Raw genomic sequence first — 23,620 nt, forward strand, 5'->3', positions numbered from 1 at the left:
GTTTGGTGATGATCACCATGTACGGGCGGTAATGGCTTGTAAGCAAAAACGCACACTGTCGCTGATGGATTGTTGCTCATTCTGTTGCGCTTGCTGAGCCAATGGACCAATAAGTGCTTCTGCAATGGCTCCAACTAAAGCCCGGCTGGCCAGTGCACTGTTTTGTTGAGGTAGAGAGCCATCGGCTATGCCTAGTTCAATGGCTTGTTCGAACAGTTGTGCATAGCGTTCGCGATACTTGAGTCGGGCTGCTACAACAATAGGCTCTACGGGCTCTGCTATCAGTGCCCAGGCGGTAGTCGGTGCGCGCAAAGCGCGCTTTGCAAAGGTGGTTAATGCTGCAGCGATACGTTCCGATGCGTTTGCTTGTTCGTGTTGCAATTGCTCCTGAACTTGCTGAATTTCAATTTGAGTCGCCTGTTTAAACAAGGTTTCGCATAACTGTTCTTTTGAGCCGAAATATCGATACAAGGTACCGGTAGCCAAGTTTGCCCGTTGCGCTAACACCACCATCTGTATTCCTGCAAAACCGCGTTCATCAAGTAGTTTTAATGCCTGCACCACAATTGTGTCGCGGGTTGCCTGTTTGCGCTGTTGCATGCGGGCAGTTTCACGATAAGCCAACACTGACTCCTGCTAAAGAATGAATCTATATTCACTTTTTAGGCGATAAATGATTCAGAGTCAAGTTCTGGCTTAATTTAATCCTGGATTAAAGTTGCAAGCACTGTAAAACTTCTGCCAGGGGCGAACAAATTGAACAGAAGCATCGGTCAGTTTCTTACTTAATGTCCCCAGCTCAGCAATATAGGCTTTTAGCTCAGGTTGAGGCGCTATACCTTGCAGGTTTGCCAGAGTCATTAACAAACGCTGATGTTGTTCAATAATCTCTGCTATATCGCCTTGCATTTCTTGAATATAAATAGAATTAAAGGCCTTTTTCAGTGCCAGAGCTTTATCGGGCACCTGCCCATTTTTGCAGTAAACTGATTGCGGAATTTCAGGCAGCAGCTCAGCCATTCGTTCGAGTTTATAGGAGTAATCCAACATAGTACGGAACAAATCGGGAAGATAATTGCTACGCTCCAAACGCCCGAGCATTTTTATTAACTCCGCCGGGTCGTCTGCTTCCTTTTTATAGTTCCAGCGCTCGAGTATACGAGTAAAGCGCTCCAAAGCATTAACGGCGTAGTTGTATTCGGTCATATGAAATTGAGATAACGAATTATTGCCTACAGACAGAGCTTTTCTGAGTGCGTCGTCGCGAGCAAAGGCATTGGCCAGGCTGTTATTCAGTTGTGATTTCTTATGCAGCAATGCTTTTTTAAGTTTGTCTTTAACAGCAACTGACTCAGGGTGTTTAACGCAACTCTTTAGTGCTTGAACCATATTCAGGTCAGCATGGTAGCGGCTAAACCCATCCTTGAGCCTGCCCAACGAGCTATTGTTTTCGGCAATAAGCTGACCTAACCGGCAGTGATTGAGTTTAAGACTGTCCAGCAACCCTAAACGGGTTCGTTCAATAGTTTGAGTTAATGCGCGTTTGGCCGGGTATTGAAGTTGAGGTTTAGGAGCCGTTATTGAGTTAGCGGGCCGGTTGAGTGTATTGTGGACACGGTTATGCAGTTTATCGGCGTACTCTGTTAAGCCGGGATTATCCGAGCAAGCCGATAAACCTAAGGCCACTAACACATAGCCAAAAGACCGAAAAATAAGTACACTTTGTTTCATTGTTTTATTCCTCGCAACAAGGTTTTATCCATGTTTACCGGTATTGTTCAAACCCAAGCTACGATATTTTCAGTCTCTGACCAAGGATCTTTTCGACACTTGGTTATTAAAACCGAACCTCAGTTTCTACAGAATTTGGCCATTGGTGCAAGCGTTGCGATAAATGGTTGCTGCTTAACTGCGGTTGAAGTTAGTGATACCCAGGTACACTTTGACGTTATTGACGAGACTCTGCGGCTAACCAACTTAGGTTTATTAGGCGAGGGCGATAAGATCAATCTGGAAAGGTCGTTGAAAGTGGGGGATGAAATTGGTGGGCATGCGGTTTCTGGTCATATTCATTGTCAGGGCAAGGTGACCAAAATTGATGAGTCAGAGAATAATGTTGCTATGTGGATAGACGTTCCTGAACAGTATTTAGCCTATTTGTTTGCCAAAGGCTTTATTGCGATTAATGGAGCGAGTTTGACAATTGGTCAGGTACAAAGCAATAGCTTTAGTTTGCATTTAATTCCGGAAACCCAGCGCCTAACGAATTTAGAGCTGACTCAGGTAGGTGACAATCTGAATATTGAGTTTGATCAACAAACCATTACCATTGTTGAAACCGTAGAACGAGTATTGGCCAAGCGTCAGTAAAATTGTTCATCGTTACCGTCTACTTTAATACGCGCCTGCTGGTTAGCCTCATCTATTTGTAATTGAACATGAATAAGGTCACCGCAGGCCGCACATTCTTCTTGATAGTCCTGGTTACCTTCCGAGACATCAATGTCCAGAAAAGTATTATGTCCACAATGAGGGCACCGCACCGACCAGCTTTTTAAATTCTCTTCGTTCATGTTGTGCTCTTATTTTCTGAGTCATACTGCTAACTATAGAAAGAAAATTTCGATTTCGCCCAATGATAGTAGAGCTGTGATTTTGACTGCGGTGTAATCCATTGTTTTTACAGCAAAGAAATGGGAAGAGTAATAAAGAAAAAGCACGAAGCGTCAAGGTTGATATACTCAGCGGTTGCTGAAGTGTCAACGGTCGATTATAGTAGCGGTTCGCGTTTGATTGTACCAAACGCAACAAATTTCGTTGGTTTTTCTAAACTATAGATAAAGCCCAAATAGAGCATGTGGCACTTGGTAGGTGTCACCACTGTAGAAAGGAAGTTTCATGCCTGTAATTACTCTCCCTGACGGAAGTCAACGTGAATTCGATTACCCAGTAAGTATTGTGGACATTGCCGCTGATATCGGCGCTGGTCTGGCTAAAGCAACAGTTGCCGGACGTATAGACGGTGAGTTAGTTGATGCCTGTGAACTGATTGAGCACGATGCACGTGTCGAAATTGTTACCCCCAAAGATGATGACGGACTTGAAATTATTCGTCACTCTTGTGCCCACTTAATGGGGCATGCGGTAAAGCAGTTATGGCCAGAGGCGAAAATGGCAATAGGACCGGTTATCGACAACGGTTTTTATTACGACATTGATGTTGACCACACCTTTACTCAAGACGACCTGGAAACAATTGAAAAACGGATGAAAGAGCTGGCGAAGACGGAATACGCCGTTATTAAGAACAAAGTCAGCTGGAAAGAAGCCCGTGAAACTTTTGTAGAACGCCATGAACCCTACAAAATAGAAATTCTGGACGAAAATATTCCAACAGACTCTCATCCTGCGCTTTATCACCACGAAGAATACATAGATATGTGCCGGGGACCGCACGTGCCTAACATGAAGTTCTGTCATCACTTAAAAATTATGAAAATGGCAGGTGCATACTGGCGTGGTGATTCTGACAATAAAATGTTGCAACGTATCTATGGAACAGCCTGGGCAGACAAAAAGCAGTTAAAGGCATACTTGCAGCGTTTAGAAGAAGCCGAAAAGCGCGATCACCGTAAAATAGCGAAAGCACAGGATCTTTTCCACTGGCAGGAAGAAGCGCCGGGCATGGTTTTTTGGCACCACAATGGTTGGACAATTTTCCGTGAGCTTGAGACTTATATCCGTGAGAAAATGCGTGAGTATGAATATCAGGAAGTGAAAGGTCCGTTGATGATGGACCGGGTGTTGTGGGAAAAATCGGGGCACTGGGAAAAGTTTTCAGAGTTGATGTTCACAACATCTTCGGAAAACCGTGAGTATGCAATTAAACCCATGAACTGCCCGGGACACGTTCAAATCTTTAATCAGGGCTTAAAGTCTTACCGTGACTTGCCGTTGCGTATGGCTGAATTTGGCAGTTGTCACCGTAATGAACCATCAGGTGCTTTGCACGGTTTGATGCGGGTTCGGGGCTTTACTCAGGACGATGCGCATATTTTCTGTTCAGAAGAGCAAGTGCAGGAAGAAGTCGCGGGCTGCATCAAAATGGTGTACGAAACCTACAAAACCTTTGGTTTTGACAAGGTTGATGTAAAACTTTCGACTCGTCCTGAAAAGCGTTTAGGTGATGATGCAACCTGGGACCGTTCAGAGACAGCATTGGCTCAGGCATTGAAAAATAATGATATCGATTTTTCATATTTACCGGGTGAAGGGGCTTTTTACGGTCCGAAAATAGAATTTACTTTGTTCGATTGTCTGGGCAGAGCGTGGCAATGTGGTACAATACAGCTTGATTTTGCGTTGCCGGGCCGTTTAGGGGCTACATACGTGGGCGAAGATAACGAGCGACATACGCCTGTTATGATTCACCGCGCTATTTTAGGGTCACTTGAACGTTTCATGGGGATTCTTATTGAAGAATACGCCGGAAACTTCCCGTTGTGGTTGTCGCCAACGCAAGTTGTTTTAATGAATATCACGGATAATCAAAGCGATTATGTACGAAATATTGTGAAAACCCTGAATGAAAAGGGAATTCGTGCATCAGCCGACTTGAGAAATGAGAAGATAGGCTTTAAAATCCGTGAACACACATTAAAACGTGTTCCATATTTACTGGTTGTTGGCGACAAAGAAGTCGAAGCTGGTGAGGTTGCGGTACGTACACGTGGTGGTGAAGACTTGGGGAAATTCCCGTTAGAAGACTTCATTACTCGTGTAAAGGACGAAGTCCGTACTCGCAAAATTGATTAATTGTTTGGAGGAATAAACCATTAAAGGCGGAAAAAGAACTCAGAAAGCTGCAGATAAAAATCGTATCAACGAAGAAATTCGTGTAGATGAAGTTCGTTTAATTGGTGTAGAAGCTGAACAGATTGGTATCGTCAGTATTACAGAAGCTCTTAGCGCAGCAGCGGAAGCTGGCGTTGATTTGGTGGAAATGAGCCCGAATGCGGAGCCACCGGTCTGCCGCTTAATGGATTACGGTAAATTCCTCTTTGACAAGAGCAAAGAGCAAAAAGAGCAAAAGAAAAAGCAGAAACAGATTCAGGTCAAGGAAGTTAAGTTCCGGCCTGGTACTGATGAGGGCGACTACCAGGTAAAACTGCGCAACCTGCGTCGTTTCCTCGAGGGAGGTGACAAAACCAAAGTCACTATCCGTTTCCGTGGCCGGGAAATGGCACACCAAGAGTTGGGTATCGAATTGCTAAATCGTGTTAAAAACGATTTAGAAGAAATCTCAATTGTTGAGTCGTTCCCAAGGCGTGCCGAAGGGCGTCAGATGATCATGGTCTTGGCACCCAACAAGAAGTGATCGTGGTTTACAAGTAGTCTGGTTGTCAGGCTCACCCTTTCACACTTTTATCAACAATGCGGAGTTTAATTTCATGCCAAAAATGAAATCGAACAAAGGCGCTTCTAAGCGCTTTAAAAAGACTGCTTCTGGTGGTTTTAAGTGCAAGCAATCTCACTTGCGTCACATTCTGACAAAGAAGAGCCCTAAGCGTAAGCGTCAGCTTCGCGCAAAGAACATGGTCCATGAGGCCGACGTTCGATTAGTCGCTCGCATGTTACCGTACGCATAAAGGGAGATAGCAAATGGCACGAGTAAAACGTGGTGTAATCGCGAGAGCGCGTCACAAAAAAGTCCTGAAGCAGGCGAAAGGTTATTATGGTGCCCGTAGTCGCGTTTATCGCGTAGCGGTCCAGGCAGTCACTAAAGCGGGTCAATATGCTTACCGTGACCGTCGCAACAAGAAACGTCAATTCCGTCAGTTATGGATTGTTCGCATCAACGCTGCGGCTCGTCAAAACGGTTTGTCTTACAGCCGCTTTATTAATGGTCTGAAAAAAGCATCCATTGAAATCGATCGTAAAATCTTAGCCGATATCGCTGTTCACGATCAAAACGGCTTTGCCGCTTTGGTTGAGAAAGCAAAAGGCGCACTGTAATTATTCAAAACCGTTACCGGTTAGAATAAACAGATTTAGAAGGGAGCCAATTGGCTCCCTTTTTCATTGAAAATTCGCTATTATAGCGCCTTTATTATTTATCTTGTGTTGTTGAGGGATACGATGCAGCTAGAGCAAATTGTTGAGCAGGCTGAATCGGCCATTGCGGCCGCTGATTCACCGACTGCGTTAGACGAAGTCCGCGTCGAGTACATGGGCAAAAAAGGGCAACTGACCGAGCTGCTGAAAGGCTTAGGTCAGTTAGAACCATCTGAGCGTCGTGAAGCCGGACAAAAAATTAATGAAGCTAAACAGCAAGTGCAAACCAGCATCAATGCCCGTAAAGAGCTGTTGAAAGCCGCTGAATTGGCGCAGAAGCTGGAAGCCGAACGTATAGACGTTACTCTGCCTGGCCGTCATTCAGCCGTTGGCGGCGTGCACCCGGTTACTCAGACTATTCGTCGTATTGAACAGTTTTTTGGTGATTTAGGCTTCAGCGTCAAAGAAGGCCCGGAAGTCGAAGACGGGTTTCATAATTTTGATGCACTGAATATTCCGGCGAACCATCCGGCACGGGCTGATCACGACACCTTTTATTTTACCCCTTCAACAATGCTGCGTACGCAAACCTCGGGTGTGCAAATCCGTACCATGGAAAATGAACAGCCGCCGCTTCGGATCATTTCTCCCGGGCGTGTTTACCGGAATGATTACGACCAGACCCACACACCAATGTTTCATCAGGTAGAAGGGTTGATGGTTGATACCGATGTCAGCTTTACCCAACTAAAAGGTATTCTGGAAGATTTCCTGAATCACTTTTTTGAGGAGTCGCTGACAGTGCGTTTCAGACCTTCATACTTCCCGTTTACCGAACCTTCGGCGGAAGTTGATGTCATGGGTAAAGACGGTAAATGGTTAGAGGTTTTAGGTTGTGGCATGGTGCATCCCAACGTGTTGAAAGCGGTGGGTATTGACTCGGAAAAATACACCGGCTTTGCTTTTGGCATGGGTGTAGAACGTCTTACCATGTTGCGCTACGGTGTGAATGATTTACGCGCGTTCTTCGAGAACGACCTGCGTTTTCTCAAACAATTTAACTAACGGGCAGTAAGTAATGAAATTCAGTGAACAATGGTTAAGGGAATGGGTTAACCCCGATATCAGCAGTCATGAATTGAGCGAGCAGCTTAGCATGGCGGGTCTTGAAGTAGATTCTGTCGAGCCGGTTGCCGATGAATTCCATACTGTCGTCGTTGGTGAAGTGATTGAGTGTGGTCCTCATCCAGACGCCGATAAACTCCAGGTTACCAAAGTGAATATTGGTGACACTGAACCGGTTGATATTGTCTGTGGTGCACCTAACTGTCGCCAGGGTATCAAAGTAGCCGTTGCTAAAGTCGGTGCGGTGTTACCGGGTGACTTTAAAATCAAAAAAGCTAAGCTTCGCGGCCATCCCTCTCATGGCATGTTGTGCTCATTTAAAGAGTTGGGTTTGATTGATGAGCACGAAGGTATTATCGAATTGCCGGCAGATGCGCCGGTCGGTGAAGATTACCGTAAATACTTGCAGCTTGACGATAATAGCATCGATATTGATTTAACACCGAACCGCGGTGATTGCCTGAGTATACGTGGCATTGCCCGCGAAGTTGGTGTACTAAACCGTATGGATGTTACCGCCCCGGTAATTGGTGAAGTAGCGGCTGGTATTGAAGATACGTTAAATATTACCTTGTCTGCTGCTGAGCAATGCCCGCGTTATTTAGGCCGGGTTATTAAAAATGTCGACTTAACTCGCCCAACGCCAGTATGGATGACGGAGAAGCTTCGCCGCAGCGGTATTCGTAGTATTGACCCTGTGGTCGATGTCACAAACTACGTGTTACTTGAACTGGGTCATCCGATGCATGCGTTTGATCTGGATTCGCTCGAAGGCAATATTAACGTTCGTGTGGCTGAACCCAAAGAAAAACTCACTTTGCTTGATGAACAGATTGTCGAATTGGACGAAGATACCTTGGTGATTGCCGACGAGAAAAAAGCGTTAGCCATGGCTGGCGTTTACGGTGGTAAAAGCAGCGGTGTTACGGAAAAAAGTCAGAATATTTTCCTTGAAAGCGCGTTTTTTGCACCAGATGCTATTTTAGGTAAGGCGCGGCGTTACGGTTTACATACCGATGCTTCGCATCGCTATGAGCGAGGCGTAGATCCTCAATTGCAGCGTATTGCTATGGAGCGAGCGACCGAGTTATTGTTGGCTATATGCGGTGGTGAAGCCGGACCAGTAACTGAAGCCGTCGCCGAAGAATTTTTGCCTAAGCGTGACGGTATTATATTGAGAGCCAGCAGATTAGGTAAAGTGCTTGGTGTTAGTATTGCCGAGGGCAGTGTCACTGAAATTTTGGAGCGTTTAGGCTTTGATGTTTCATTTGACGGCAAGCAATGGCAAGTCGGTGTTCCTTCATACCGGTTTGATTTGAGCATTGAAGAAGACTTGATTGAGGAAGTGGCACGTATCTATGGCTACAATTCAATTCAGGCTGCGCCCCCAGCCGCGCAATTAGTTATGACCGGGCGCAAAGAAAGCCAGCTCAGTGCGCATAAGCTTGTTGACGCGATGGTATGCCGTGGCTATCAGGAAGCAATAACCTATAGTTTTGTTGATCCAAAGCATCAGGCGTTGATGTTTGATGAAACGGCCGCGTTAACCTTACCTCACCCAATTTCGGTTGATATGTCTTCTATGCGCGTGAGTTTATGGCCTGGATTAGTTGGTGCTGTAGCTCATAATCAAAAACGCCAGCAGGCTGTTTTAGCCTTCGTGGAAACAGGACTACGCTTTATACCTGATGATTCAGCAGAAAATGGTGTTCGACAGGAAGCGGTCATTAGCGGCATACGCTCCGGTAAAGCGCATTCAGAGCATTGGTCTGAAGGCGACCGAGGCATTGATTTTTACGATGTTAAAGGAGATGTCGAAGCATTATTAGCTCAAACCGGTAATGCCTCAGCATTTCGTTTTGTTGCATCGCAAAATCCGGCTCTGCATCCGGGGCAGTCTGCCGGTATTTACTGTGGATCTGAAAAAGTTGGCGACATTGGCGCCTTGCATCCTAAATTCGATAAAGCGCTGGGTCTTAACCAACGCACTTTTGTTTTTGAGTTATCGTTATCGGCAGTAACTCAGCGACCTCTGCCTCTGGCTAAGCCTGTTTCCCGATATCCATCCATTCGTCGAGACCTTGCGGTCGTTGTTGATAAGCAGCTTGCGGCGGGTGAGCTGATTGCTGCGATGGAAAATATTGGCGTAAAACAGTTAGTTGACCTAAACTTGTTTGATGTTTACGTGGGTGACGGCGTACCGGAAGGTAAACAAAGTCTGGCGTTGTCGGTAACTTTACAAGACAGTGACAAAACGCTGGAAGAAACCGATGTTACTGAGCTTATGACAAAATTTATTGAGACATTAAAGAGTGAGTTTAATGCAACTTTGAGGGATTAAACTATGGCGCTGACCAAAGCAGAACTGGCAGAAGTGTTGTTCGACAAATACGGTATTAGTAAACAAGATGCCAAAGTGTTGGTTGAAGATTTTTTTGAAGAAATCAGAGTTGCTTTGGAAAAAGGTGAGCAAGTTAAGTTATCAGGCTTTGGTAACTTTGAGCTGCGAACCAAAAGTCAGCGTCCGGGACGTAATCCTAAAACGGGTGAAGAAATTCCAATCTCTGCACGCCGAGTGGCCACTTTTAAACCGGGTCAAAAATTTAAAAGCCGTGTAGAAAACGCAGAGCCTGAAGATTAACTTCAGGCTCTTTTTTCATTGGCGGTAAGGTTAGCTGCTTTTCGTTAGCGAAAGAACAGGTGGCTAAAGGGGTTTAATAACCGACTGATGCCAGAAGTAAAATGCATTGGCGCATCTAAGGTTGCTAAAGTTAAGCAGTCTTCATTTTGCGTTTCCGGAGTGTGAGTTCTACTTGGATCCAACAAAATAAAGTCTCCATCGCGATACTCACTCTGTTCGTCGTTAAAAATACCATCAATGACCAGTGTCGCTTCCAGTCCTTTGTGCGTATGCTCAGAAACTTTTGCGCCAGGCGCCATATAAATGAGGTTAGTCTGGTTGCCGTTGTCCAGCGTTAAAGGTGCTCGCCAGAGCTTTCCGACTAGCTTTGACCATTCACCAATGCGGTGACTGTTGTGAGCCAGTGTACGTGGTAACGTGAAGCGACGACCTTCCAGAGACAATAATTCATTGGGTTGATGAACTTGTTTGTTGCACGCAGAAGAGGCAAAAATGGCTTCCAGCATTTGGTCACACTGAGATTTGCTCATGGTTGAGCTGGCAATGCTGACCAACGTGTCCAGATTTTCCTCACACAGTTTTTGTTCGATGTCACATACTGTCTGACGACATGTTTTGCACATGTCGATATGCGTGCCGACAACTAGAGTCATTGCCGCACTGAGATCGCCGGAGACATATTGATATAAAAGGCCTTCGCCCGGATGTGATTTAATCATTATCGACTATCAACTCTTTCAGTTTTTTTAATGCTAGACGAGTGCGAGATTTAATTGTCCCTAAAGGGACTCCCAAAGCATCTGATACTTCTTGCTGGGATTTTCCTTCAATGTAAATTTTTTCAATAACAACCCGCTGTGCATCGGGTAGTTTCGCATAGTAATGCGAAATCTCTTGCATCAGAACATCATGGTCTAACGCATAACCATCATCCAGGCTATCGTTTTGTTCTGACAGAATAGGCCAAAGCTCATCGGCACTAATGTCGTCTTTACGTTTTTTATTTTTACGAAGCAAATCAAAACGGATATTCCGCGCTATGGTGAATATCCAGGTAGAAGGCGAGCCTCGGTCGGGCTTAAACAAATGAGCTTTATGCCAGACATTAGTCATGGTTTCCTGGACCAAGTCCATAGCCGTTTGTTCATTACCGAATTGTCTTGTAGCGTAAGATTGCAGTTTGGGCGCAAAAAGCCTGAAAATTTCACTAAAGGCGGCACGACTTCTGTTTTCTGCTATCTCTGTCAACAGCGCTGCTGCTTTATCAGCCGCATCTGTCTGGGTGGTAGTCATAGACCCCCGTTTCGATGTTCTTCCTGACACCATTTGCATAGTTAAACCTGATACTTTCGCACAAAGTACTAACTATTACGGGGTGTCGCAAAAACTGGATCACCCAAGTGGCAGAATGTTTGTTCAATCAACGGATTAAGTCTAACAGATATTCTTTCGCTTTAAGACAGTTTTCGCAACGAATAAGTTCTTGTTTGGTGTAAACATCCAGTGGCAAAATTTCAAGCCAGCGTGAACAAATCCAGTCGAGCTGTTCGTAACCTAGATCCGGAAGCAGTTCTGATAATTCAGGGTAAGTTTCATAAGCTTCCTGTAGCCGAATTTTCAATTTATTGGAAGCGACATCCAGTGGTAACTCAGGCCAGTTTTCTAAGTATTCTATTTTACCAAATCTTAATTTATCGTTTTCGGACCAGTGTTCGTCAATTCTGACCCTATTTTTACCCTCCACAGTTATGCCTAACAAACCATCATCTCTGGGTTCAAAGTCAATGATTTTTACAGTGGTGGCGTAAGTAAGAAGGTAGTCGTCCGAGGTAGCGGCGTACTCGTTATTAAACATAGCAACAACAAACTCGCTGTCGTTTTTCAGGCAATCTTTTACTAACCGAGTATAGCGAAGTTCGAATACTTTTAACTTCATGCGACCGCCCGGCATTATATGTGCGGTGAGCGGAAATAGCGGTAACTGCTGATACTGCTGCATACAACCTCATTTGGTCAGTAATGTGTAACGTTTCAAAATATTACGTTAGCGTGGGTCGTGTTGGATCTTTTTATTGCGCCAAATGACAAACTATTTTTAACGATATGCAGTACATTACTATCAAAGAATTTTTATAAGGGAAAAACGGTGAAGCTTAAAGTTGGTATCAGCTCCTGTTTAATGGGCGATGAAGTCAGGTTTGATGGCGGACACAAGAAATCTTCCTTTTGTGTCGATGAATTGAGTCGGCATATTCAGTTTGTTCGCTTTTGTCCTGAAGTTGGTATTGGCATGCCGGTGCCAAGGCCAACGATAAGGCTGGAGCAACACAAAGATGTTGAAGCTGTCGTGCCTAAGACGGGACAAAATGTAACGTCGGAACTGGCGGCGTTTGCCGACAAAATTCAGGTGAAAGTTGATGAGCTGAGTGGTTATATTCTTTGTGCTAAGTCGCCAAGCTGCGGTATGGAACGGGTTAAACTATACGATCCAGAAACAGGACATGCGCAAAAGGCGGGGATGGGAGTTTTTACTGCGCGTCTGAAACAGAGCAATCCGGCCTTACCTCTGGAAGAGGATGGGCGACTCAATGACCCTCATTTGCGCGAAAACTTTGTTATGCGGGTGTACGTTTTCAGCCAGTGGAAAGAAATGATGCAAAAACCGACGAAACATCAACTTTTGCAGTTTCACCAACGCTGTAAATTACTTCTGTTAGCACACAACCAACAGCGCTACCGTGAGTTGGGTAAACGTGTCGGTGAAAAAGACGTTATAGACCAAGCTTTTGCAGAACACTATATCACTGACGTTATGGATGCTTTATCTAAACCCGCTTCGCGGAAGAACCATACTAATGTGCTGCAACACATACAGGGTTATTTCAAAGCTGACCTTGATCATGAAAGGCGTGAAGAACTGAGCCAAATTATTCTTCAGTATCATGATGGCATCTTACCCTTGATGTCGCCTTTAACTTTGATCCGGCATTACCTGCGTGAATTTCCCAAAGATTACTTGGCCGGTCAGTGGTATCTGACACCTTACCCTGATGATTTAAAACTACGTTATGGACTTTAAACAATGCGACAAGCGATTTGGTTTCGTAGCGACTTACGAACATTAGATAACCCGGCTTTGTTCAGTGCCAGTAATACTGAGCAGCCCCCAGTGGCAATTTTCTATGTCTGCCATGAAACTTGGTCAGAACACAACTGGGCCCCAATAAAGGTCGATTTTCTTTGGCGTAATTTGGAAGCTTTACAGCAGAGCTTATCTGAAAAAGGGATTCAGCTGGAAGTGCAGCTGGTGCCAAAATTTAGTCAGGTGCCCGGGGCATTACGAGAGTTTTGTCGGCGGAATAATATTGAACAGGTTCATATTAATGCGGAGTATACGTTAGATGAAAAACGCCGAGATGCTGCGGTTGATGCAGTACTCAGTCAAGATAACATTGAACTGGTTACGCACCATGGTAATTTGCTGGTTGCGCCAGGACAGGTCAGAACACAGCAGGGTGACTATTATAAAAAGTTTACGCCGTTTAACCGACGTTGGCGTCAGGTAGTCAATGAAATGAATGATAGTGAACCTGTTCAGGTAGGTCCGTTTTCACCGACATCCGCCAGCGAGCTTCCCGGTTGTCCCGTGGCGAGAAAAGACTCATCTCACTGGCCAGCTGGCGAGCAGGAAGCTTTGGGCAAGCTGGGACAGTTTATCGGGCACTGTGTTGAAGACTACCAGCAAGCTCGGGATGTGCCGGCGGAAAGTGGCACATCACAACTGTCTGCTTACCTGGCTCTTGGTGTTATAGGTCCCCAGACAGCAGCACGCGCGCTGCACGAATTTTCACCTGAATTTCCATTTGGTCTGCCTTGCGGGGCGGATACCTGGCTTACAGAGTTGGCCTGGCGAGAGTTTTATCAGCACCTTATGTATTTTGTGCCACGCTTATCAAAAGGTGAGAGCTTTCAGACTGAAACAGACAATATTCGTTGGTTAGACAATGAAGAAGGGTTTCAGCGTTGGTGCGAAGGTCGTACTGGTTATCCTATTGTTGACGCCGGAATGCGTCAATTGACATCAACCGGCTGGATGCACAACCGTTTACGGATGATTACAGCTAACTTTCTGGTAAAAGATCTATTAGTTGACTGGCGAAAAGGTGAAGCCTTTTTTATGCAGCATTTAATTGACGGGAGTTTTCCGGCAAATAATGGTGGCTGGCAGTGGAGCGCTTCGGTAGGAACAGACGCCGTTCCTTATTTTCGTGTTTTTAACCCGGTTAGACAAAGTGAGAAATTTGATCCTGACGGAAACTACATTCGTAAATGGGTAAACGAGCTTGATGATGTTCCAACAAAGCATATTCACTCGCCTCATAGTTGGCTTCAGCAACAACGCAGCAATAACTATTGCGAACCCGTGGTTGAGCATAAGTTTGCTCGAGAACGATTCTTAACAACGTTTAAGCAGGTGAAACATGGATAACAGTGAATTAGTCGAAAAACTAAAAGAATTCTACGACGAGCTTAAAACCGAAAATCTGGATGATTTGGACGAGCTGTACCATGACGAAATTTCATTTACTGATCCAATACAACATGTCGTTGGTCTGGAAGATTTTAGGAAGTACCTGAAGCATACCATGGAAAATGTTGACTACTGTCATTTTGCATTTGATGACGAATGTGTTGGTAAAGAGCAGGCATTCCTTGCCTGGCAGATGCGCTATGCGCACCCGAAACTTGCCAGTGGAATGGAAATTATTTTGCCGGGAGTTTCTTATTTAACCTTTGAAAATGGCAAAATCAGAGAGCAACGCGACTATTATGATCTCGGCGCGATGCTTTATGAACATGTTCCTTTGGTTGGTTATGTAATTGATAAAATTAAACAGAGGTTGACCGACGAATGAAAGTCCTAATTACCGGTGCATCTTCAGGTATTGGTCGTCAGCTAGCGCTGGATTATGCGTCTGACGGTCATCAAGTTACTGTTTGCGGGCGTAACAACGACGCTCTGTCAGAAGTGAAAAGTCAGTATCCTGACAAAATAACCTGCAGTGCTTTTGACATTACCGACAAAAATTCAACGAAAGACGCAGTAACAAAAGTTGGAAATGTCGATATTGCGATATTATGCGCTGGTTTGTGCGAGTACCTTGATGTGAAAGACTTTGACGCGGGTATGTTTGAGCGAGTTTTTAAAGTGAATGTATTTGGCACCATGAACTGCATTGAAGCTTTGTTGCCACAGTTTAATCATTCAGCGCATTTGGTCATCGTTGATAGTCTGGCTCGACTTTTACCTTTCACCAAAGCCGAGGCCTATGGTGGCTCAAAAGCTGCAATGCATTACATTGCAAGAAGTCTGGAAGTTGATTTAAAACCTAAAGGCATCAAAGTTCAGACAGTATCGCCTGGCTTTGTGAAAACGCCCATGACAGATGCCAACGATTTTGAAATGCCAATGCGTGTTGATGTTGAGTTTGCATCGCAAGCGATTATTAATGGTATTAAAAAGAATAAACGCGATATTGCGTTCCCCTGGTTGTTCAGTACACTTTTGAAACTGATGTCAATTTTGCCCGAAAGCATACAAGTTAAATTATCAGAACAAATGGCAAGGAAGCAGTCAAAATGAAAATCGCCGTTATTGGAAGTGGAATTGCGGGATTAACCAGTGCTTATTATTTGAGTCGTGAACACCAAGTAAGTGTTTTCGAGAAAAACGATTATATAGGCGGGCATACTAATACCAGCGACATCAAAATTAATGGAAATATGTTTGCGGTTGATACAGGGTTTATTGTCTTTAACGATAAAACCTACCCGAGGTTCAAGCGGTTATTGAGCGACTTAAAAGTTGTCTGGCGTGATACCGAAATGAGTTTTAGTGTACGCGATCCTAAATCTGGTTTAGAGTTCAATGGTCACAATCTGAATACTTTGTTTGCACAACGTAAAAATCTTTTTAGTGTATCGTTTTACCGGTTATTGCGGGGTATCTTAAAGTTTAACACTGCTGCAAAAAGTGCATTGGAAGGAGATTTAAGTGAACTGGATAATGTCACTTTAAATGAATTTTTGATTCAACATGGTATTCCTGACTCGGTTTCCCGGTATTATTTACTGCCTATGGTGTCAGCCATTTGGTCGGCAAGCCTGGCCGATGCAAAAGACTTCCCGCTTGGCTTCTTTTTACGGTTCTTCGATAACCATGGCTTGCTGAATGTCAGCGACAGACCCCAGTGGCATACGTTAATTGGCGGCTCCCGTGCTTACATACCAATGCTTACAGAACCTTTTAAGGAAAATATTAAATTAAACAGTAAGATTGTCGCAATTAAACGTCAAAGTGAACAAGTCGTGTTAATTTTCAGTAATGGTGAAGAAGCGTATTTTGACGAAGTCATATTGGCTTGTCACAGCGATCAGGCGTTGGCTTTACTCAGTGACGCAACAGAAGAGGAAAAACAGGTACTCGGAAAAATTAAATATTGTCCGAATGACGTTGTTTTGCATACCGATGAGAACTTGCTTCCGAAAAATCGCAGAGCCTGGGCAAGCTGGAATTACCTACTGCGCAAGGACGATACTACGGATGCACAGCCGAGTTCAGTCACCTATAATATGAATATATTGCAGGGATTACAGTGCGATAAAACGGTCTGTGTGACTCTGAATAATACGACCGCGATTGACCCTGAAGAGATTATTCAAACGTTTCGTTATGACCACCCACAATACTCAGTGGATTCTTTAAAAGCCAGAGCGCAGCGAGAGTTAATTTGTGGAAAAAACAATACTCACTTTGTTGGTGCATACTGGTATAACGGTTTTCATGAAGACGGCGTAAGAAGCGCTATTGATGTGGTTAATCGGTTTAATACAGTGGCTATTGAAAACTCATGAAAAGTGCCATTTACTGGGGCGATGTTTTTCATGTAAGACATCGGCCCAAGCACCATGCTTTTAATTACCGTCTCCAACAATGGTGCATCGACTTATCTGAGCTTGAGCAGGTCAGTTCAATCAGCCGGTGGTTATCTTGCGAGGGGTTCGCACCATTATGGTTTCGTCGTAAAGATTACCTGAAAAATGAACAGGGTAGCTTACAGCAGGCGGCGTTAAGAAAAATGTCGTCGCTTGCCGGTAAAAGCCTAACTGGCGATGTTCTGTTTGTTGGTAACTTACGCACCTTTGGTATTTTTTTCAGTCCCATTAACTTGTATTTCCTTCGTCAGAACGGCGACGAATACACTCACATGTTAGCTGAAGTCAGCAATACACCCTGGCTGCAACGGCATTACTACTTAGTTGACCTGTCGGAGAAGTCTCCTGAAACGACTAAACAGTTTCATGTTTCACCTTTTAATCCGATGGATATGACCTATCACTGGCAGATAGATCCTCCCGGCGACCGTTTAAATATGACTTTGAGTGCTCATCAGCAACAAAAAGACTTTGTTGCGGGTATGAAATTAAATCGCTACCCGCTAAACCGTAGTGAAGTTTACCGCGTATTAAGAACAGTACCTGTTATGGCTCTAAAAATTATTGGAGGCATTTATTGGCAGGCGTTAAAGCTATTTATCAAGCGGGTTCCATTTTACGGAAACCCTGGTAACTAAAATAATCAGAAGGCAGTTTGTATGTCCAGTGGTGAAACAACTATGGTAGCGCCTATTCAGTATGGTGTATTGGATAAGCTTTTTCGTACTATTGCGTTTAAACTATTAGCCCATCTGCAATATGGGCGATTGACGATAAAAGAAAAAGGTACGTTAATCGAAACTTTCGGGCATTCCGATAAAGAGCTGGACGCTGAAATTGATGTAAAAGATCCCTGCTTTTATCGTCGCTTGGTAACCGGCGGTAGTATCGGCGCAGCCGAGCTTTATATTGATAAGCACTGGGACAGCCCGGATTTAACCTCGGTTATTCGTGTTTTCGCGCGAAACCTGCCGGCTTTAGACAAGCTGGAAACCCGCCTTGCCTGGTTAACTTTTCCATTTAATAAATACCAGCACTGGAGTAACCGTAACCATAAAGGTCAGGCAAAAAAGAATATTTCGGCGCACTATGACCTTGGCAATGAGCTTTATACCCGGTTTCTCGATAATGCAATGCAGTATTCAAGTGGCCTATTTAAAGCTCCGGCAGATTCACTGGAGCAAGCTCAGATTAATAAAATGCAGCGGCTGTGTGATTCGCTTGATTTAACAACCGAAGATCATCTATTAGAAATAGGCACAGGCTGGGGTGGCCTGGCAATTTATGCCGCAGAACATTATGGTTGCCGGGTTACAACAACGACAATTTCTGATGAGCAGTTCGAGTACGCTAAAAAACAAGTTGAAGCTGCCGGCCTGTCAGACAAAGTCGAACTGCTAAAACGTGATTATCGTGACTTAGAAGGGCAGTACGATAAGCTGGTCTCTGTGGAAATGATTGAGGCGGTAGGAAAAGAATACTTACCGACCTTTTTTAAGACCTGTAATAAGCTACTGAAAGAAGACGGTAGAATGTCACTGCAGGCTATTACCATAGCCGATCAGAGAGCCAAGTCTTACGCTCGTTCGGTTGATTTTATTCAAAAACATATATTTCCGGGTGGCTTTCTTCCTTCTTTAAGCCAAATGACTCAGTTGTTTACGCGTTACACCGACTTAATTGTGCGGGATGTTCATGATTTTGGTCTCAGTTACGCCAAAACGTTAAGAGCGTGGGAGCAGCGTTTTAACGCTAAGCAGCAAGAGCTTGAGGAGCTTGGCTACGATGAACGTTTCTCTAGGTTATGGAACTATTATTTCAGCTATTGTGAGGGTGGCTTTCTGGAGCAACGAGTGTCCGTTGTTCAGGTTACCGCTAGCAAATCGCAGGCTTACTGATGACTTCTATCCAGCATAAAATTGTCAGTTTTGTTCTGTTCAATGCATTGTGGTTGAGTGCAGTATGGGGCCGCGAACACTATATTGTGCTTAGTGGTGTTTTATTGGTCTTGCAGTTTTTTTACAGTATTGCCGTGGCCAAAGTCAGCTGGACCTTAATATTACGCTTGTTTGCCGTAGGCTTGTTGTTAGAGGCTATTGTCATCAGTCTGGGATTTATCGACTTTACCGGCGGATATTTTCCTTTGTGGTTGGTCATGCTTTGGCTGGGCTTTTCATCGATGGCTCCAGTGGCATTAGACTGGCTAGCGCCTAAACCTGTTTTTGCGGTACTGCTTGGGGCTATATCCGGCCCGATCAGTTACGTTGCAGGTATAAAACTGAATGCCGCGACTATTGACTCAATGCCGATAGTCGTAGCCAGTTATGTAGTGGTTTGGGGTTTAATGATGGCCTATTTTGTCTTTTCCATGTCCACTAAGAGGCAGCGGGGAGTGTAGATTTATGCGGTATATTTTAACTGTTGTTCTTGCACTTTTTAGCCTGAATTTATTGGCTGCTGACTGCACAACTTCAGTACCCGAAAAGTTCAAAAGGGTAGGTGAAACCAGGCTCAGTGTCTATTTCTGGGATGTGTACGATGCGACGCTTTATAGCCCGTCCGGCACTTACAAAAAAGAAGAACGCCAGGCGCTGTTACTTGAATACCTGCGCGATATCAAAGCAAAAGACTTAATTGAAACCACAGAAGAGGAATGGCAGAAATTAGGCCTTAACAGCGACAATCATGCAAAGTGGCTGGCAAAGCTTGATTCTATCTGGCCGGATATTGAAGAGGGCGACTGTCTGTTATTAGTTGAAAAGTCTGATGGGACGGCTGCTTTTTATCAGGGTGATAAGTTATTGGGCGAGGTTGAAGATAAACACTTCACTGAGCAGTTTTTGGCAATTTGGTTGTCAGAAAAAAGTCGTTTTGAATCTGAACGAAAAGCGTTAATTGGAGAGAAATAAAATGCAGGCTTTAAAGGTTTTAGGGTTTATCGCTTTATTCAGTTTACTGTCAGCGTGCTCAACCGGAATCGATGCTTATAAGTCACAAAAACCGGAACTCAAACTTGAAGAGTTTTTCAATGGTGAACTCGTTGCTTACGGTATGGTTCAGGATTATAGCGGCGAAGTGATTGAACGGTTTGAAGTGACGATGACAGGAACCTGGGATGGAAATGAAGGCGTTTTAGATGAACACTTTACTTACGCCGATGGACGCGAACAACAGCGAATCTGGCACATCAAAAAAACAGGGCCTAATAGCTATGAAGGCCGTGCAGACGACGTTGAGGGTGTAGCGAAGGGAACCACTGCCGGAAATGTGCTTAACTGGGAATACCAGTTAGAGGTTGAAGTGGACGGCGAGCCTTTGGTGTTAACGCTGGATGACTGGCTGTATCTTATTGATGAGAACAATATGATCAATCGCACTGATATGTCTAAATGGGGTTTACCGGTTGGTGAGATAACGCTTTATATCGGTAAGAAATAAATATCAAGAATCTCTGTCAGCGACCGATAATATCAGTATAATCCTGGTATTGGTAAACCGTTAAAAGGTTTAGGGAAGCAGCAGTGGCGACTAATTATCCGACATTTTCTTATAACAATCCCCGTATACAAGGGCAGACGGTTTTTATTAAACGAGGTCCGCATCAGGGAAAGCTAGGAATAATAGCAAAATCAATGGATAGTGAGCGTTTTCTGATTTCTCAGGCCGACTTTGGCTCTGAACAGGTTATTTTTAAACGTAGTGACTTTCTGGTACATCGGTATCGTAAAATTAGAATACCCATTGATCGTGTTGCGGGTAAAAATCCTGATGTTTTATAAGTAAAAAGCGACCGGTTGGTCGCTTTTTTGGTTATTACTGACTGATTACACGCTGCCTCTGGGCAGTCGGCAGTCACTTCCTTTATTTTCTAATTTCTGTTTCCATAACTCTTTTGCCGTTAAACCGCCGGAGCTGGACTTTTTAGCTGAGGACTTCTTAGCTGCCGGTTTCTTAGCCCTCGATTTTTCTGCCGTCGGCTTTTTAGGTTCCGCGCTTTTAGTCTCAGACTTTTTCGGCGCTGCTTTCTTTTCCTTACCGAGAGCCTTTGTTTCGTCAGCTAGCTGCGTCAGACGGACATTTTTGCCGCCATCAACACTGTACCAGCCGTTGCTACTTTCAATTTTAGGTTTTTTACCGTGAGCCTTTTGATAAGCCTCGGTATATTCCGCAAGTACCTTTTCTTTATCCAGATTGCTCATTCAAATGTTCCTTTATTCAAGGTTGGGTTAAATATTTGTATAAAAATACTTCACTCTTTGTTTATACCGTTTTTTCGGATTATTGTCTAATTTCGGGTAAACTGCAGCTATTTAGACAGTTATTTTTGGTTTTCAATATGTCGATAGGTACGAACGAGTTACTGAGTTATCTGAATCAACTTCTGAACAGCAAAGACATTAAAGATTATTGTCCTAATGGACTTCAGGTGGAAGGCAAACCGGAAATACAAAGAGTTGTTAGCGGTGTCACTGCCTGCCAGGCCTTAGTTGACAGAGCTGCCGATGAAAAGGCGGACGCGATATTAGTTCATCATGGGTATTTTTGGAAAGGCGAACCTGCCGAAGTTGTCGGCATGAAGAAAAGGCGCTTACAGCAATTGTTAAAGCATGACATTAATTTATTCGCTTATCATTTGCCGCTTGATGTTCACCCCGAGCTTGGTAATAACGCTCAGCTGGCTAAACTGATGGGCTGGCAATTTGAAGGTGCTGTGGAGCCATCTGATCCTGCTTGCCCGTTAGTAACTGGACGTTTAACTGAACCGATGTCTTGTGAAGATTTTTCCAGCCTGTTAGAGCAACGTTTGCAACGCCGTTTAGTTTGCCGGGTCGATGGTTTAAACGATATTAAGAGAGTCGCCTGGTGCACCGGCGGTGGACAAGGTTTTATTGACAGAGCGGCTCAGTTAGGTGTGGATGCTTTTATTACCGGAGAGGTCTCTGAACCAACCATTCACAGTGCCCGCGAGCAGGGTATAGCATTTTTTGCGGCGGGTCATCATGCCACTGAGCGTTATGGCGCCAAAGCATTAGGTGAGCATTTGGCAAGTCATTTCGGGCTTGATGTTCAATTCATTGATATTGATAGTCCGGCCTAATGACAAAGAAACGTTCGATGAATAAAAAGAAACAAGAACGCGGCGACTTTAGCGGTATCAGTCAAAAATTCTCTAAATCAATTTACGACACCAGTAAAGGTCAACTGCGTATAGAGGTGCTTAAACGCGATTTAGCCCCATTATTAGCCAGTGAACCGTGTTCAGTGTTAGATGTAGGGGCTGGGTTAGGCCAGGTGAATCAATGGTTTCAGGAGAACGGGTTTGTAGTCGTGCATTCCGACCTCTCATCTGAAATGGTTGAAGAGGCAGAGCGTCGACATGCTGCTGCTGGCGTGAATCAGCAATGTCAGTATATTTCGGCAAGCTTAACTGATCTGGTTAACCAAAAACCATTGACTCAGTACGATATTGTTCTTTGTCATGCCGTACTGGAGTGGTTACCCGACACTGAGCTGGCTATTGAACAGTTGGCATCACTATTAAAACCTGGCGGTAAACTTTCGTTAATGTTCTATAACCAACATGCCAAATTGTTTGCTAATGCCATTTATGGAAACTTTGACTACATTGAGCGCGGCTTGAACGTTAAGAAAACGGTGCGCTTAAGTCCGGGGAACCCGGCGGTACCAGAGCACGTCGAGGATTGGTTGCAGCAACAGCGGTTAATGATAAAACAAAAAACCGGTGTTCGGTGTTTCCATGACTATTTGCGTAATTTGGATGACCAGCAGCGATTCGATGAATTGCTTGCGCTGGAGATGAAATATAACCAGATGTCACCTTATCGGGAACTTGGACGCTATCAGCACTGGCTTATTGAAAAACAAAACGCTAAGAAGGAGTGATTATGGGAAAGCGGTGTGCATTTATTGGCCTGGGAGTCATGGGTTATCCAATGGCAGGGCACTTACAACAAGCGGGTCATCAGGTAAAGGTTTTTAACCGCACTCAGAGTAAGGCTAAGAAATGGGTCAGTGAATTTTCAGGAAGTTATGCCGGAACTCCCGCGGAAGCGGTCAAGACCGCCGAATTTGTGATGGTCTGTGTTGGTAATGATGACGATGTTCGCAGTGTTTTTTATGGCGATGAAGGTTTATTAGCTGAACTCAGTCCAGGCGCAGTGGTTATTGACCACACGACGGCTTCAGCAGAATTGGCAAAAGAGCTCGGTCATGCAGTAAAAGAAAAACAGGGCACTTTTCTTGATGCGCCGGTATCGGGCGGTCAGGCCGGAGCAGAAAACGGTGTATTGACGGCTATGGTTGGTGGTGAACCGAAAACGTTCGAAGTTGCAGATGAACTGTTTCAATGTTTTGCAAAAACGCGACAATTGATGGGGCCTGTCGGCAGTGGGCAACTGGCAAAAATGGTTAATCAAATTTGTATTGCCGGCGTGCTTCAGGGGTTGTCGGAAGGACTTCAACTGGCACGTAAAGTTGGATTGGATCCCGACAAGCTTGTCTCCGCAATTAGTCAGGGAGCTGCCGGGTCATGGCAAATGGAAAATCGCTATCAAACTATGTGGGATGGTCATTATGAACATGGTTTTGCGGTCGACTGGATGCGAAAAGATCTTAAAATTGCGTTAGCGGAGGCTGACCGTCAAGGGGTTTCTTTACCAGCTACAGCACTGATTGATCAGTTTTATGCGGATGTTCAGAACATGGGCGGTAACCGCTGGGATACATCGAGTTTATTAGCTCGGTTGGAGAAGTGAGTTAGCCTTGTAGTAACAACAAAGACGG

At 44.5% G+C, this 23,620-nt stretch carries 29 protein-coding genes; 22 read left to right on the plus strand and 7 right to left on the minus strand.

Annotated elements, in window-relative coordinates:
- Positions 1 to 12: 12 nt before the first annotated feature.
- Both L8G48_RS02205 and L8G48_RS02210 read right to left on the minus strand, forming a co-directional pair.
- On the minus strand, positions 13 to 624 hold the full coding sequence (locus L8G48_RS02205) for a TetR/AcrR family transcriptional regulator (protein ID WP_248262980.1): 612 nt from the start codon (positions 622 to 624) through the stop codon (positions 13 to 15).
- 72 nt (positions 625 to 696) lie between these two features.
- A complete protein-coding gene (locus tag L8G48_RS02210; RefSeq protein ID WP_248262981.1) occupies positions 697 to 1,731 on the minus strand; it encodes a DUF3080 domain-containing protein in 1,035 nt (344 codons plus the stop codon).
- Positions 1,732 to 1,761: 30 nt separating this feature from the next.
- Here L8G48_RS02210 and L8G48_RS02215 point away from each other — a divergent pair, with 30 nt between their 5' ends.
- Positions 1,762 to 2,370, plus strand: a complete 609-nt coding sequence (locus L8G48_RS02215) for a riboflavin synthase subunit alpha (protein ID WP_248262982.1) — start codon at positions 1,762 to 1,764, stop codon at positions 2,368 to 2,370.
- Here the strand turns inward: L8G48_RS02215 and L8G48_RS02220 are convergent.
- Complete coding sequence (locus L8G48_RS02220; protein ID WP_248262983.1) at positions 2,364 to 2,573, minus strand: CPXCG motif-containing cysteine-rich protein; 210 nt, start codon at positions 2,571 to 2,573, stop codon at positions 2,364 to 2,366. The two genes, L8G48_RS02215 and L8G48_RS02220, sit on opposite strands and share 7 nt — an antisense overlap.
- A gap of 325 nt (positions 2,574 to 2,898) precedes the next feature.
- On the opposite strand from L8G48_RS02220, the gene thrS reads away from it, so the two are divergent.
- The 7 genes from thrS to L8G48_RS02255 all read left to right on the plus strand — a co-directional run bounded on the left by thrS (position 2,899) and on the right by L8G48_RS02255 (position 9,820).
- A complete protein-coding gene (gene thrS / locus L8G48_RS02225) occupies positions 2,899 to 4,815 on the plus strand; it encodes a threonine--tRNA ligase (protein ID WP_248262984.1) in 1,917 nt (638 codons plus the stop codon).
- A 19-nt stretch (positions 4,816 to 4,834) separates the two neighbouring features.
- Positions 4,835 to 5,377 (plus strand): translation initiation factor IF-3, encoded by a 543-nt coding sequence (gene infC, locus L8G48_RS02230; protein WP_248263327.1) that lies wholly within the window; start codon positions 4,835 to 4,837, stop codon positions 5,375 to 5,377.
- 73 nt (positions 5,378 to 5,450) lie between these two features.
- On the plus strand, positions 5,451 to 5,648 hold the full coding sequence (gene rpmI / locus L8G48_RS02235; protein ID WP_248262985.1) for a 50S ribosomal protein L35: 198 nt from the start codon (positions 5,451 to 5,453) through the stop codon (positions 5,646 to 5,648).
- A gap of 13 nt (positions 5,649 to 5,661) precedes the next feature.
- On the plus strand, positions 5,662 to 6,015 hold the full coding sequence (rplT, locus tag L8G48_RS02240) for a 50S ribosomal protein L20 (protein WP_011234642.1): 354 nt from the start codon (positions 5,662 to 5,664) through the stop codon (positions 6,013 to 6,015).
- A gap of 123 nt (positions 6,016 to 6,138) precedes the next feature.
- Positions 6,139 to 7,119, plus strand: a complete 981-nt coding sequence (gene pheS, locus L8G48_RS02245) for a phenylalanine--tRNA ligase subunit alpha (RefSeq protein ID WP_248262986.1) — start codon at positions 6,139 to 6,141, stop codon at positions 7,117 to 7,119.
- A 13-nt stretch (positions 7,120 to 7,132) separates the two neighbouring features.
- Positions 7,133 to 9,520: a phenylalanine--tRNA ligase subunit beta gene (pheT, locus tag L8G48_RS02250; protein ID WP_248262987.1), complete on the plus strand. Its 2,388-nt coding sequence runs from the start codon at positions 7,133 to 7,135 to the stop codon at positions 9,518 to 9,520.
- Positions 9,521 to 9,523: 3 nt separating this feature from the next.
- Entirely contained in the window at positions 9,524 to 9,820 is a 297-nt protein-coding gene (locus L8G48_RS02255) for an integration host factor subunit alpha (protein WP_248262988.1), read from the plus strand.
- A gap of 44 nt (positions 9,821 to 9,864) precedes the next feature.
- Here L8G48_RS02255 and L8G48_RS02260 read toward each other — a convergent pair whose 3' ends face one another.
- From L8G48_RS02260 to L8G48_RS02270, 3 genes are all read right to left on the minus strand, one after another.
- Positions 9,865 to 10,539 carry a ChrR family anti-sigma-E factor gene (locus L8G48_RS02260; protein WP_248262989.1) on the minus strand — a complete coding sequence of 225 codons (675 nt, stop codon included), beginning with the start codon at positions 10,537 to 10,539 and terminating at the stop codon, positions 9,865 to 9,867.
- Complete coding sequence (locus tag L8G48_RS02265) at positions 10,532 to 11,152, minus strand: sigma-70 family RNA polymerase sigma factor (protein ID WP_248262990.1); 621 nt, start codon at positions 11,150 to 11,152, stop codon at positions 10,532 to 10,534. The genes L8G48_RS02260 and L8G48_RS02265 overlap by 8 nt, the downstream gene beginning before the upstream one ends.
- 88 nt (positions 11,153 to 11,240) lie before the next feature.
- Positions 11,241 to 11,819: an LON peptidase substrate-binding domain-containing protein gene (locus tag L8G48_RS02270; protein ID WP_248262991.1), complete on the minus strand. Its 579-nt coding sequence runs from the start codon at positions 11,817 to 11,819 to the stop codon at positions 11,241 to 11,243.
- A gap of 147 nt (positions 11,820 to 11,966) precedes the next feature.
- Here L8G48_RS02270 and L8G48_RS02275 point away from each other — a divergent pair, with 147 nt between their 5' ends.
- From L8G48_RS02275 to L8G48_RS02325, 11 genes are all read left to right on the plus strand, one after another.
- Positions 11,967 to 12,899, plus strand: a complete 933-nt coding sequence (locus L8G48_RS02275; protein WP_348983631.1) for a YbgA family protein — start codon at positions 11,967 to 11,969, stop codon at positions 12,897 to 12,899.
- Between the two features lie 3 nt (positions 12,900 to 12,902).
- Complete coding sequence (gene phrB / locus L8G48_RS02280) at positions 12,903 to 14,309, plus strand: deoxyribodipyrimidine photo-lyase (protein ID WP_248262992.1); 1,407 nt, start codon at positions 12,903 to 12,905, stop codon at positions 14,307 to 14,309.
- Entirely contained in the window at positions 14,302 to 14,736 is a 435-nt protein-coding gene (locus L8G48_RS02285; protein ID WP_248262993.1) for a nuclear transport factor 2 family protein, read from the plus strand. The genes phrB and L8G48_RS02285 overlap by 8 nt, the downstream gene beginning before the upstream one ends.
- Positions 14,733 to 15,464 (plus strand): SDR family NAD(P)-dependent oxidoreductase, encoded by a 732-nt coding sequence (locus L8G48_RS02290; protein WP_248262994.1) that lies wholly within the window; start codon positions 14,733 to 14,735, stop codon positions 15,462 to 15,464. Before L8G48_RS02285 ends, L8G48_RS02290 begins: the two co-directional genes overlap by 4 nt.
- Positions 15,461 to 16,735 carry an NAD(P)/FAD-dependent oxidoreductase gene (locus L8G48_RS02295; RefSeq protein WP_248262995.1) on the plus strand — a complete coding sequence of 425 codons (1,275 nt, stop codon included), beginning with the start codon at positions 15,461 to 15,463 and terminating at the stop codon, positions 16,733 to 16,735. Before L8G48_RS02290 ends, L8G48_RS02295 begins: the two co-directional genes overlap by 4 nt.
- Entirely contained in the window at positions 16,732 to 17,454 is a 723-nt protein-coding gene (locus L8G48_RS02300; RefSeq protein ID WP_248262996.1) for a DUF1365 domain-containing protein, read from the plus strand. The genes L8G48_RS02295 and L8G48_RS02300 overlap by 4 nt, the downstream gene beginning before the upstream one ends.
- A 21-nt stretch (positions 17,455 to 17,475) precedes the next feature.
- The gene (locus tag L8G48_RS02305) at positions 17,476 to 18,714 is read left to right on the plus strand and encodes an SAM-dependent methyltransferase (RefSeq protein ID WP_248262997.1); all 1,239 of its coding nucleotides are present in this window, start codon (positions 17,476 to 17,478) and stop codon (positions 18,712 to 18,714) included.
- Entirely contained in the window at positions 18,714 to 19,214 is a 501-nt protein-coding gene (locus L8G48_RS02310; RefSeq protein WP_248262998.1) for a DUF2878 domain-containing protein, read from the plus strand. Before L8G48_RS02305 ends, L8G48_RS02310 begins: the two co-directional genes overlap by 1 nt.
- Positions 19,215 to 19,218: 4 nt before the next feature.
- Complete coding sequence (locus L8G48_RS02315; RefSeq protein ID WP_248262999.1) at positions 19,219 to 19,725, plus strand: chalcone isomerase family protein; 507 nt, start codon at positions 19,219 to 19,221, stop codon at positions 19,723 to 19,725.
- A 1-nt stretch (position 19,726) separates the two neighbouring features.
- Positions 19,727 to 20,254 carry a DUF3833 domain-containing protein gene (locus L8G48_RS02320; protein ID WP_248263000.1) on the plus strand — a complete coding sequence of 176 codons (528 nt, stop codon included), beginning with the start codon at positions 19,727 to 19,729 and terminating at the stop codon, positions 20,252 to 20,254.
- A gap of 83 nt (positions 20,255 to 20,337) precedes the next feature.
- Positions 20,338 to 20,595 (plus strand): DUF3912 family protein, encoded by a 258-nt coding sequence (locus L8G48_RS02325; protein ID WP_248263001.1) that lies wholly within the window; start codon positions 20,338 to 20,340, stop codon positions 20,593 to 20,595.
- A gap of 45 nt (positions 20,596 to 20,640) precedes the next feature.
- Here L8G48_RS02325 and L8G48_RS02330 read toward each other — a convergent pair whose 3' ends face one another.
- Positions 20,641 to 21,015 (minus strand): hypothetical protein, encoded by a 375-nt coding sequence (locus tag L8G48_RS02330; RefSeq protein WP_248263002.1) that lies wholly within the window; start codon positions 21,013 to 21,015, stop codon positions 20,641 to 20,643.
- A 137-nt stretch (positions 21,016 to 21,152) separates the two neighbouring features.
- Here L8G48_RS02330 and L8G48_RS02335 point away from each other — a divergent pair, with 137 nt between their 5' ends.
- The 3 genes from L8G48_RS02335 to L8G48_RS02345 are packed head-to-tail and all read left to right on the plus strand — an operon-like array spanning position 21,153 to position 23,592.
- Positions 21,153 to 21,914, plus strand: a complete 762-nt coding sequence (locus tag L8G48_RS02335) for a Nif3-like dinuclear metal center hexameric protein (RefSeq protein WP_248263003.1) — start codon at positions 21,153 to 21,155, stop codon at positions 21,912 to 21,914.
- A 17-nt stretch (positions 21,915 to 21,931) separates the two neighbouring features.
- On the plus strand, positions 21,932 to 22,720 hold the full coding sequence (locus L8G48_RS02340) for a methyltransferase domain-containing protein (RefSeq protein WP_248263004.1): 789 nt from the start codon (positions 21,932 to 21,934) through the stop codon (positions 22,718 to 22,720).
- A 2-nt stretch (positions 22,721 to 22,722) separates the two neighbouring features.
- A complete protein-coding gene (locus L8G48_RS02345; RefSeq protein WP_248263005.1) occupies positions 22,723 to 23,592 on the plus strand; it encodes an NAD(P)-dependent oxidoreductase in 870 nt (289 codons plus the stop codon).
- The last annotated feature ends 28 nt before the right edge of the window (positions 23,593 to 23,620 follow it).

The sequence above is a fragment of the Idiomarina aminovorans genome (assembly GCF_023155095.1).
In the GTDB taxonomy this organism is placed as follows: domain Bacteria; phylum Pseudomonadota; class Gammaproteobacteria; order Enterobacterales; family Alteromonadaceae; genus Idiomarina; species Idiomarina aminovorans.

Excerpts from the sequence above, each read along its gene's own strand:
- L8G48_RS02210 (WP_248262981.1), bottom strand. The coding sequence starts at position 1,731 with ATGAAACAAAGTGTACTTATTTTTCGGTCTTTTGGCTATGTGTTAGTG.
- L8G48_RS02215 (WP_248262982.1), top strand. The coding sequence starts at position 1,762 with ATGTTTACCGGTATTGTTCAAACCCAAGCTACGATATTTTCAGTCTCT.
- L8G48_RS02220 (WP_248262983.1), bottom strand. The coding sequence starts at position 2,573 with ATGAACGAAGAGAATTTAAAAAGCTGGTCGGTGCGGTGCCCTCATTGT.
- thrS (WP_248262984.1), top strand. The coding sequence starts at position 2,899 with ATGCCTGTAATTACTCTCCCTGACGGAAGTCAACGTGAATTCGATTAC.
- rpmI (WP_248262985.1), top strand. The coding sequence starts at position 5,451 with ATGCCAAAAATGAAATCGAACAAAGGCGCTTCTAAGCGCTTTAAAAAG.
- rplT (WP_011234642.1), top strand. The coding sequence starts at position 5,662 with ATGGCACGAGTAAAACGTGGTGTAATCGCGAGAGCGCGTCACAAAAAA.
- pheS (WP_248262986.1), top strand. The coding sequence starts at position 6,139 with ATGCAGCTAGAGCAAATTGTTGAGCAGGCTGAATCGGCCATTGCGGCC.
- pheT (WP_248262987.1), top strand. The coding sequence starts at position 7,133 with ATGAAATTCAGTGAACAATGGTTAAGGGAATGGGTTAACCCCGATATC.
- L8G48_RS02255 (WP_248262988.1), top strand. The coding sequence starts at position 9,524 with ATGGCGCTGACCAAAGCAGAACTGGCAGAAGTGTTGTTCGACAAATAC.
- L8G48_RS02260 (WP_248262989.1), bottom strand. The coding sequence starts at position 10,539 with ATGATTAAATCACATCCGGGCGAAGGCCTTTTATATCAATATGTCTCC.
- L8G48_RS02265 (WP_248262990.1), bottom strand. The coding sequence starts at position 11,152 with ATGCAAATGGTGTCAGGAAGAACATCGAAACGGGGGTCTATGACTACC.
- L8G48_RS02270 (WP_248262991.1), bottom strand. The coding sequence starts at position 11,819 with ATGCAGCAGTATCAGCAGTTACCGCTATTTCCGCTCACCGCACATATA.
- phrB (WP_248262992.1), top strand. The coding sequence starts at position 12,903 with ATGCGACAAGCGATTTGGTTTCGTAGCGACTTACGAACATTAGATAAC.
- L8G48_RS02285 (WP_248262993.1), top strand. The coding sequence starts at position 14,302 with ATGGATAACAGTGAATTAGTCGAAAAACTAAAAGAATTCTACGACGAG.
- L8G48_RS02290 (WP_248262994.1), top strand. The coding sequence starts at position 14,733 with ATGAAAGTCCTAATTACCGGTGCATCTTCAGGTATTGGTCGTCAGCTA.
- L8G48_RS02295 (WP_248262995.1), top strand. The coding sequence starts at position 15,461 with ATGAAAATCGCCGTTATTGGAAGTGGAATTGCGGGATTAACCAGTGCT.
- L8G48_RS02300 (WP_248262996.1), top strand. The coding sequence starts at position 16,732 with ATGAAAAGTGCCATTTACTGGGGCGATGTTTTTCATGTAAGACATCGG.
- L8G48_RS02305 (WP_248262997.1), top strand. The coding sequence starts at position 17,476 with ATGTCCAGTGGTGAAACAACTATGGTAGCGCCTATTCAGTATGGTGTA.
- L8G48_RS02310 (WP_248262998.1), top strand. The coding sequence starts at position 18,714 with ATGACTTCTATCCAGCATAAAATTGTCAGTTTTGTTCTGTTCAATGCA.
- L8G48_RS02315 (WP_248262999.1), top strand. The coding sequence starts at position 19,219 with ATGCGGTATATTTTAACTGTTGTTCTTGCACTTTTTAGCCTGAATTTA.
- L8G48_RS02320 (WP_248263000.1), top strand. The coding sequence starts at position 19,727 with ATGCAGGCTTTAAAGGTTTTAGGGTTTATCGCTTTATTCAGTTTACTG.
- L8G48_RS02330 (WP_248263002.1), bottom strand. The coding sequence starts at position 21,015 with ATGAGCAATCTGGATAAAGAAAAGGTACTTGCGGAATATACCGAGGCT.
- L8G48_RS02335 (WP_248263003.1), top strand. The coding sequence starts at position 21,153 with ATGTCGATAGGTACGAACGAGTTACTGAGTTATCTGAATCAACTTCTG.
- L8G48_RS02340 (WP_248263004.1), top strand. The coding sequence starts at position 21,932 with ATGAATAAAAAGAAACAAGAACGCGGCGACTTTAGCGGTATCAGTCAA.
- L8G48_RS02345 (WP_248263005.1), top strand. The coding sequence starts at position 22,723 with ATGGGAAAGCGGTGTGCATTTATTGGCCTGGGAGTCATGGGTTATCCA.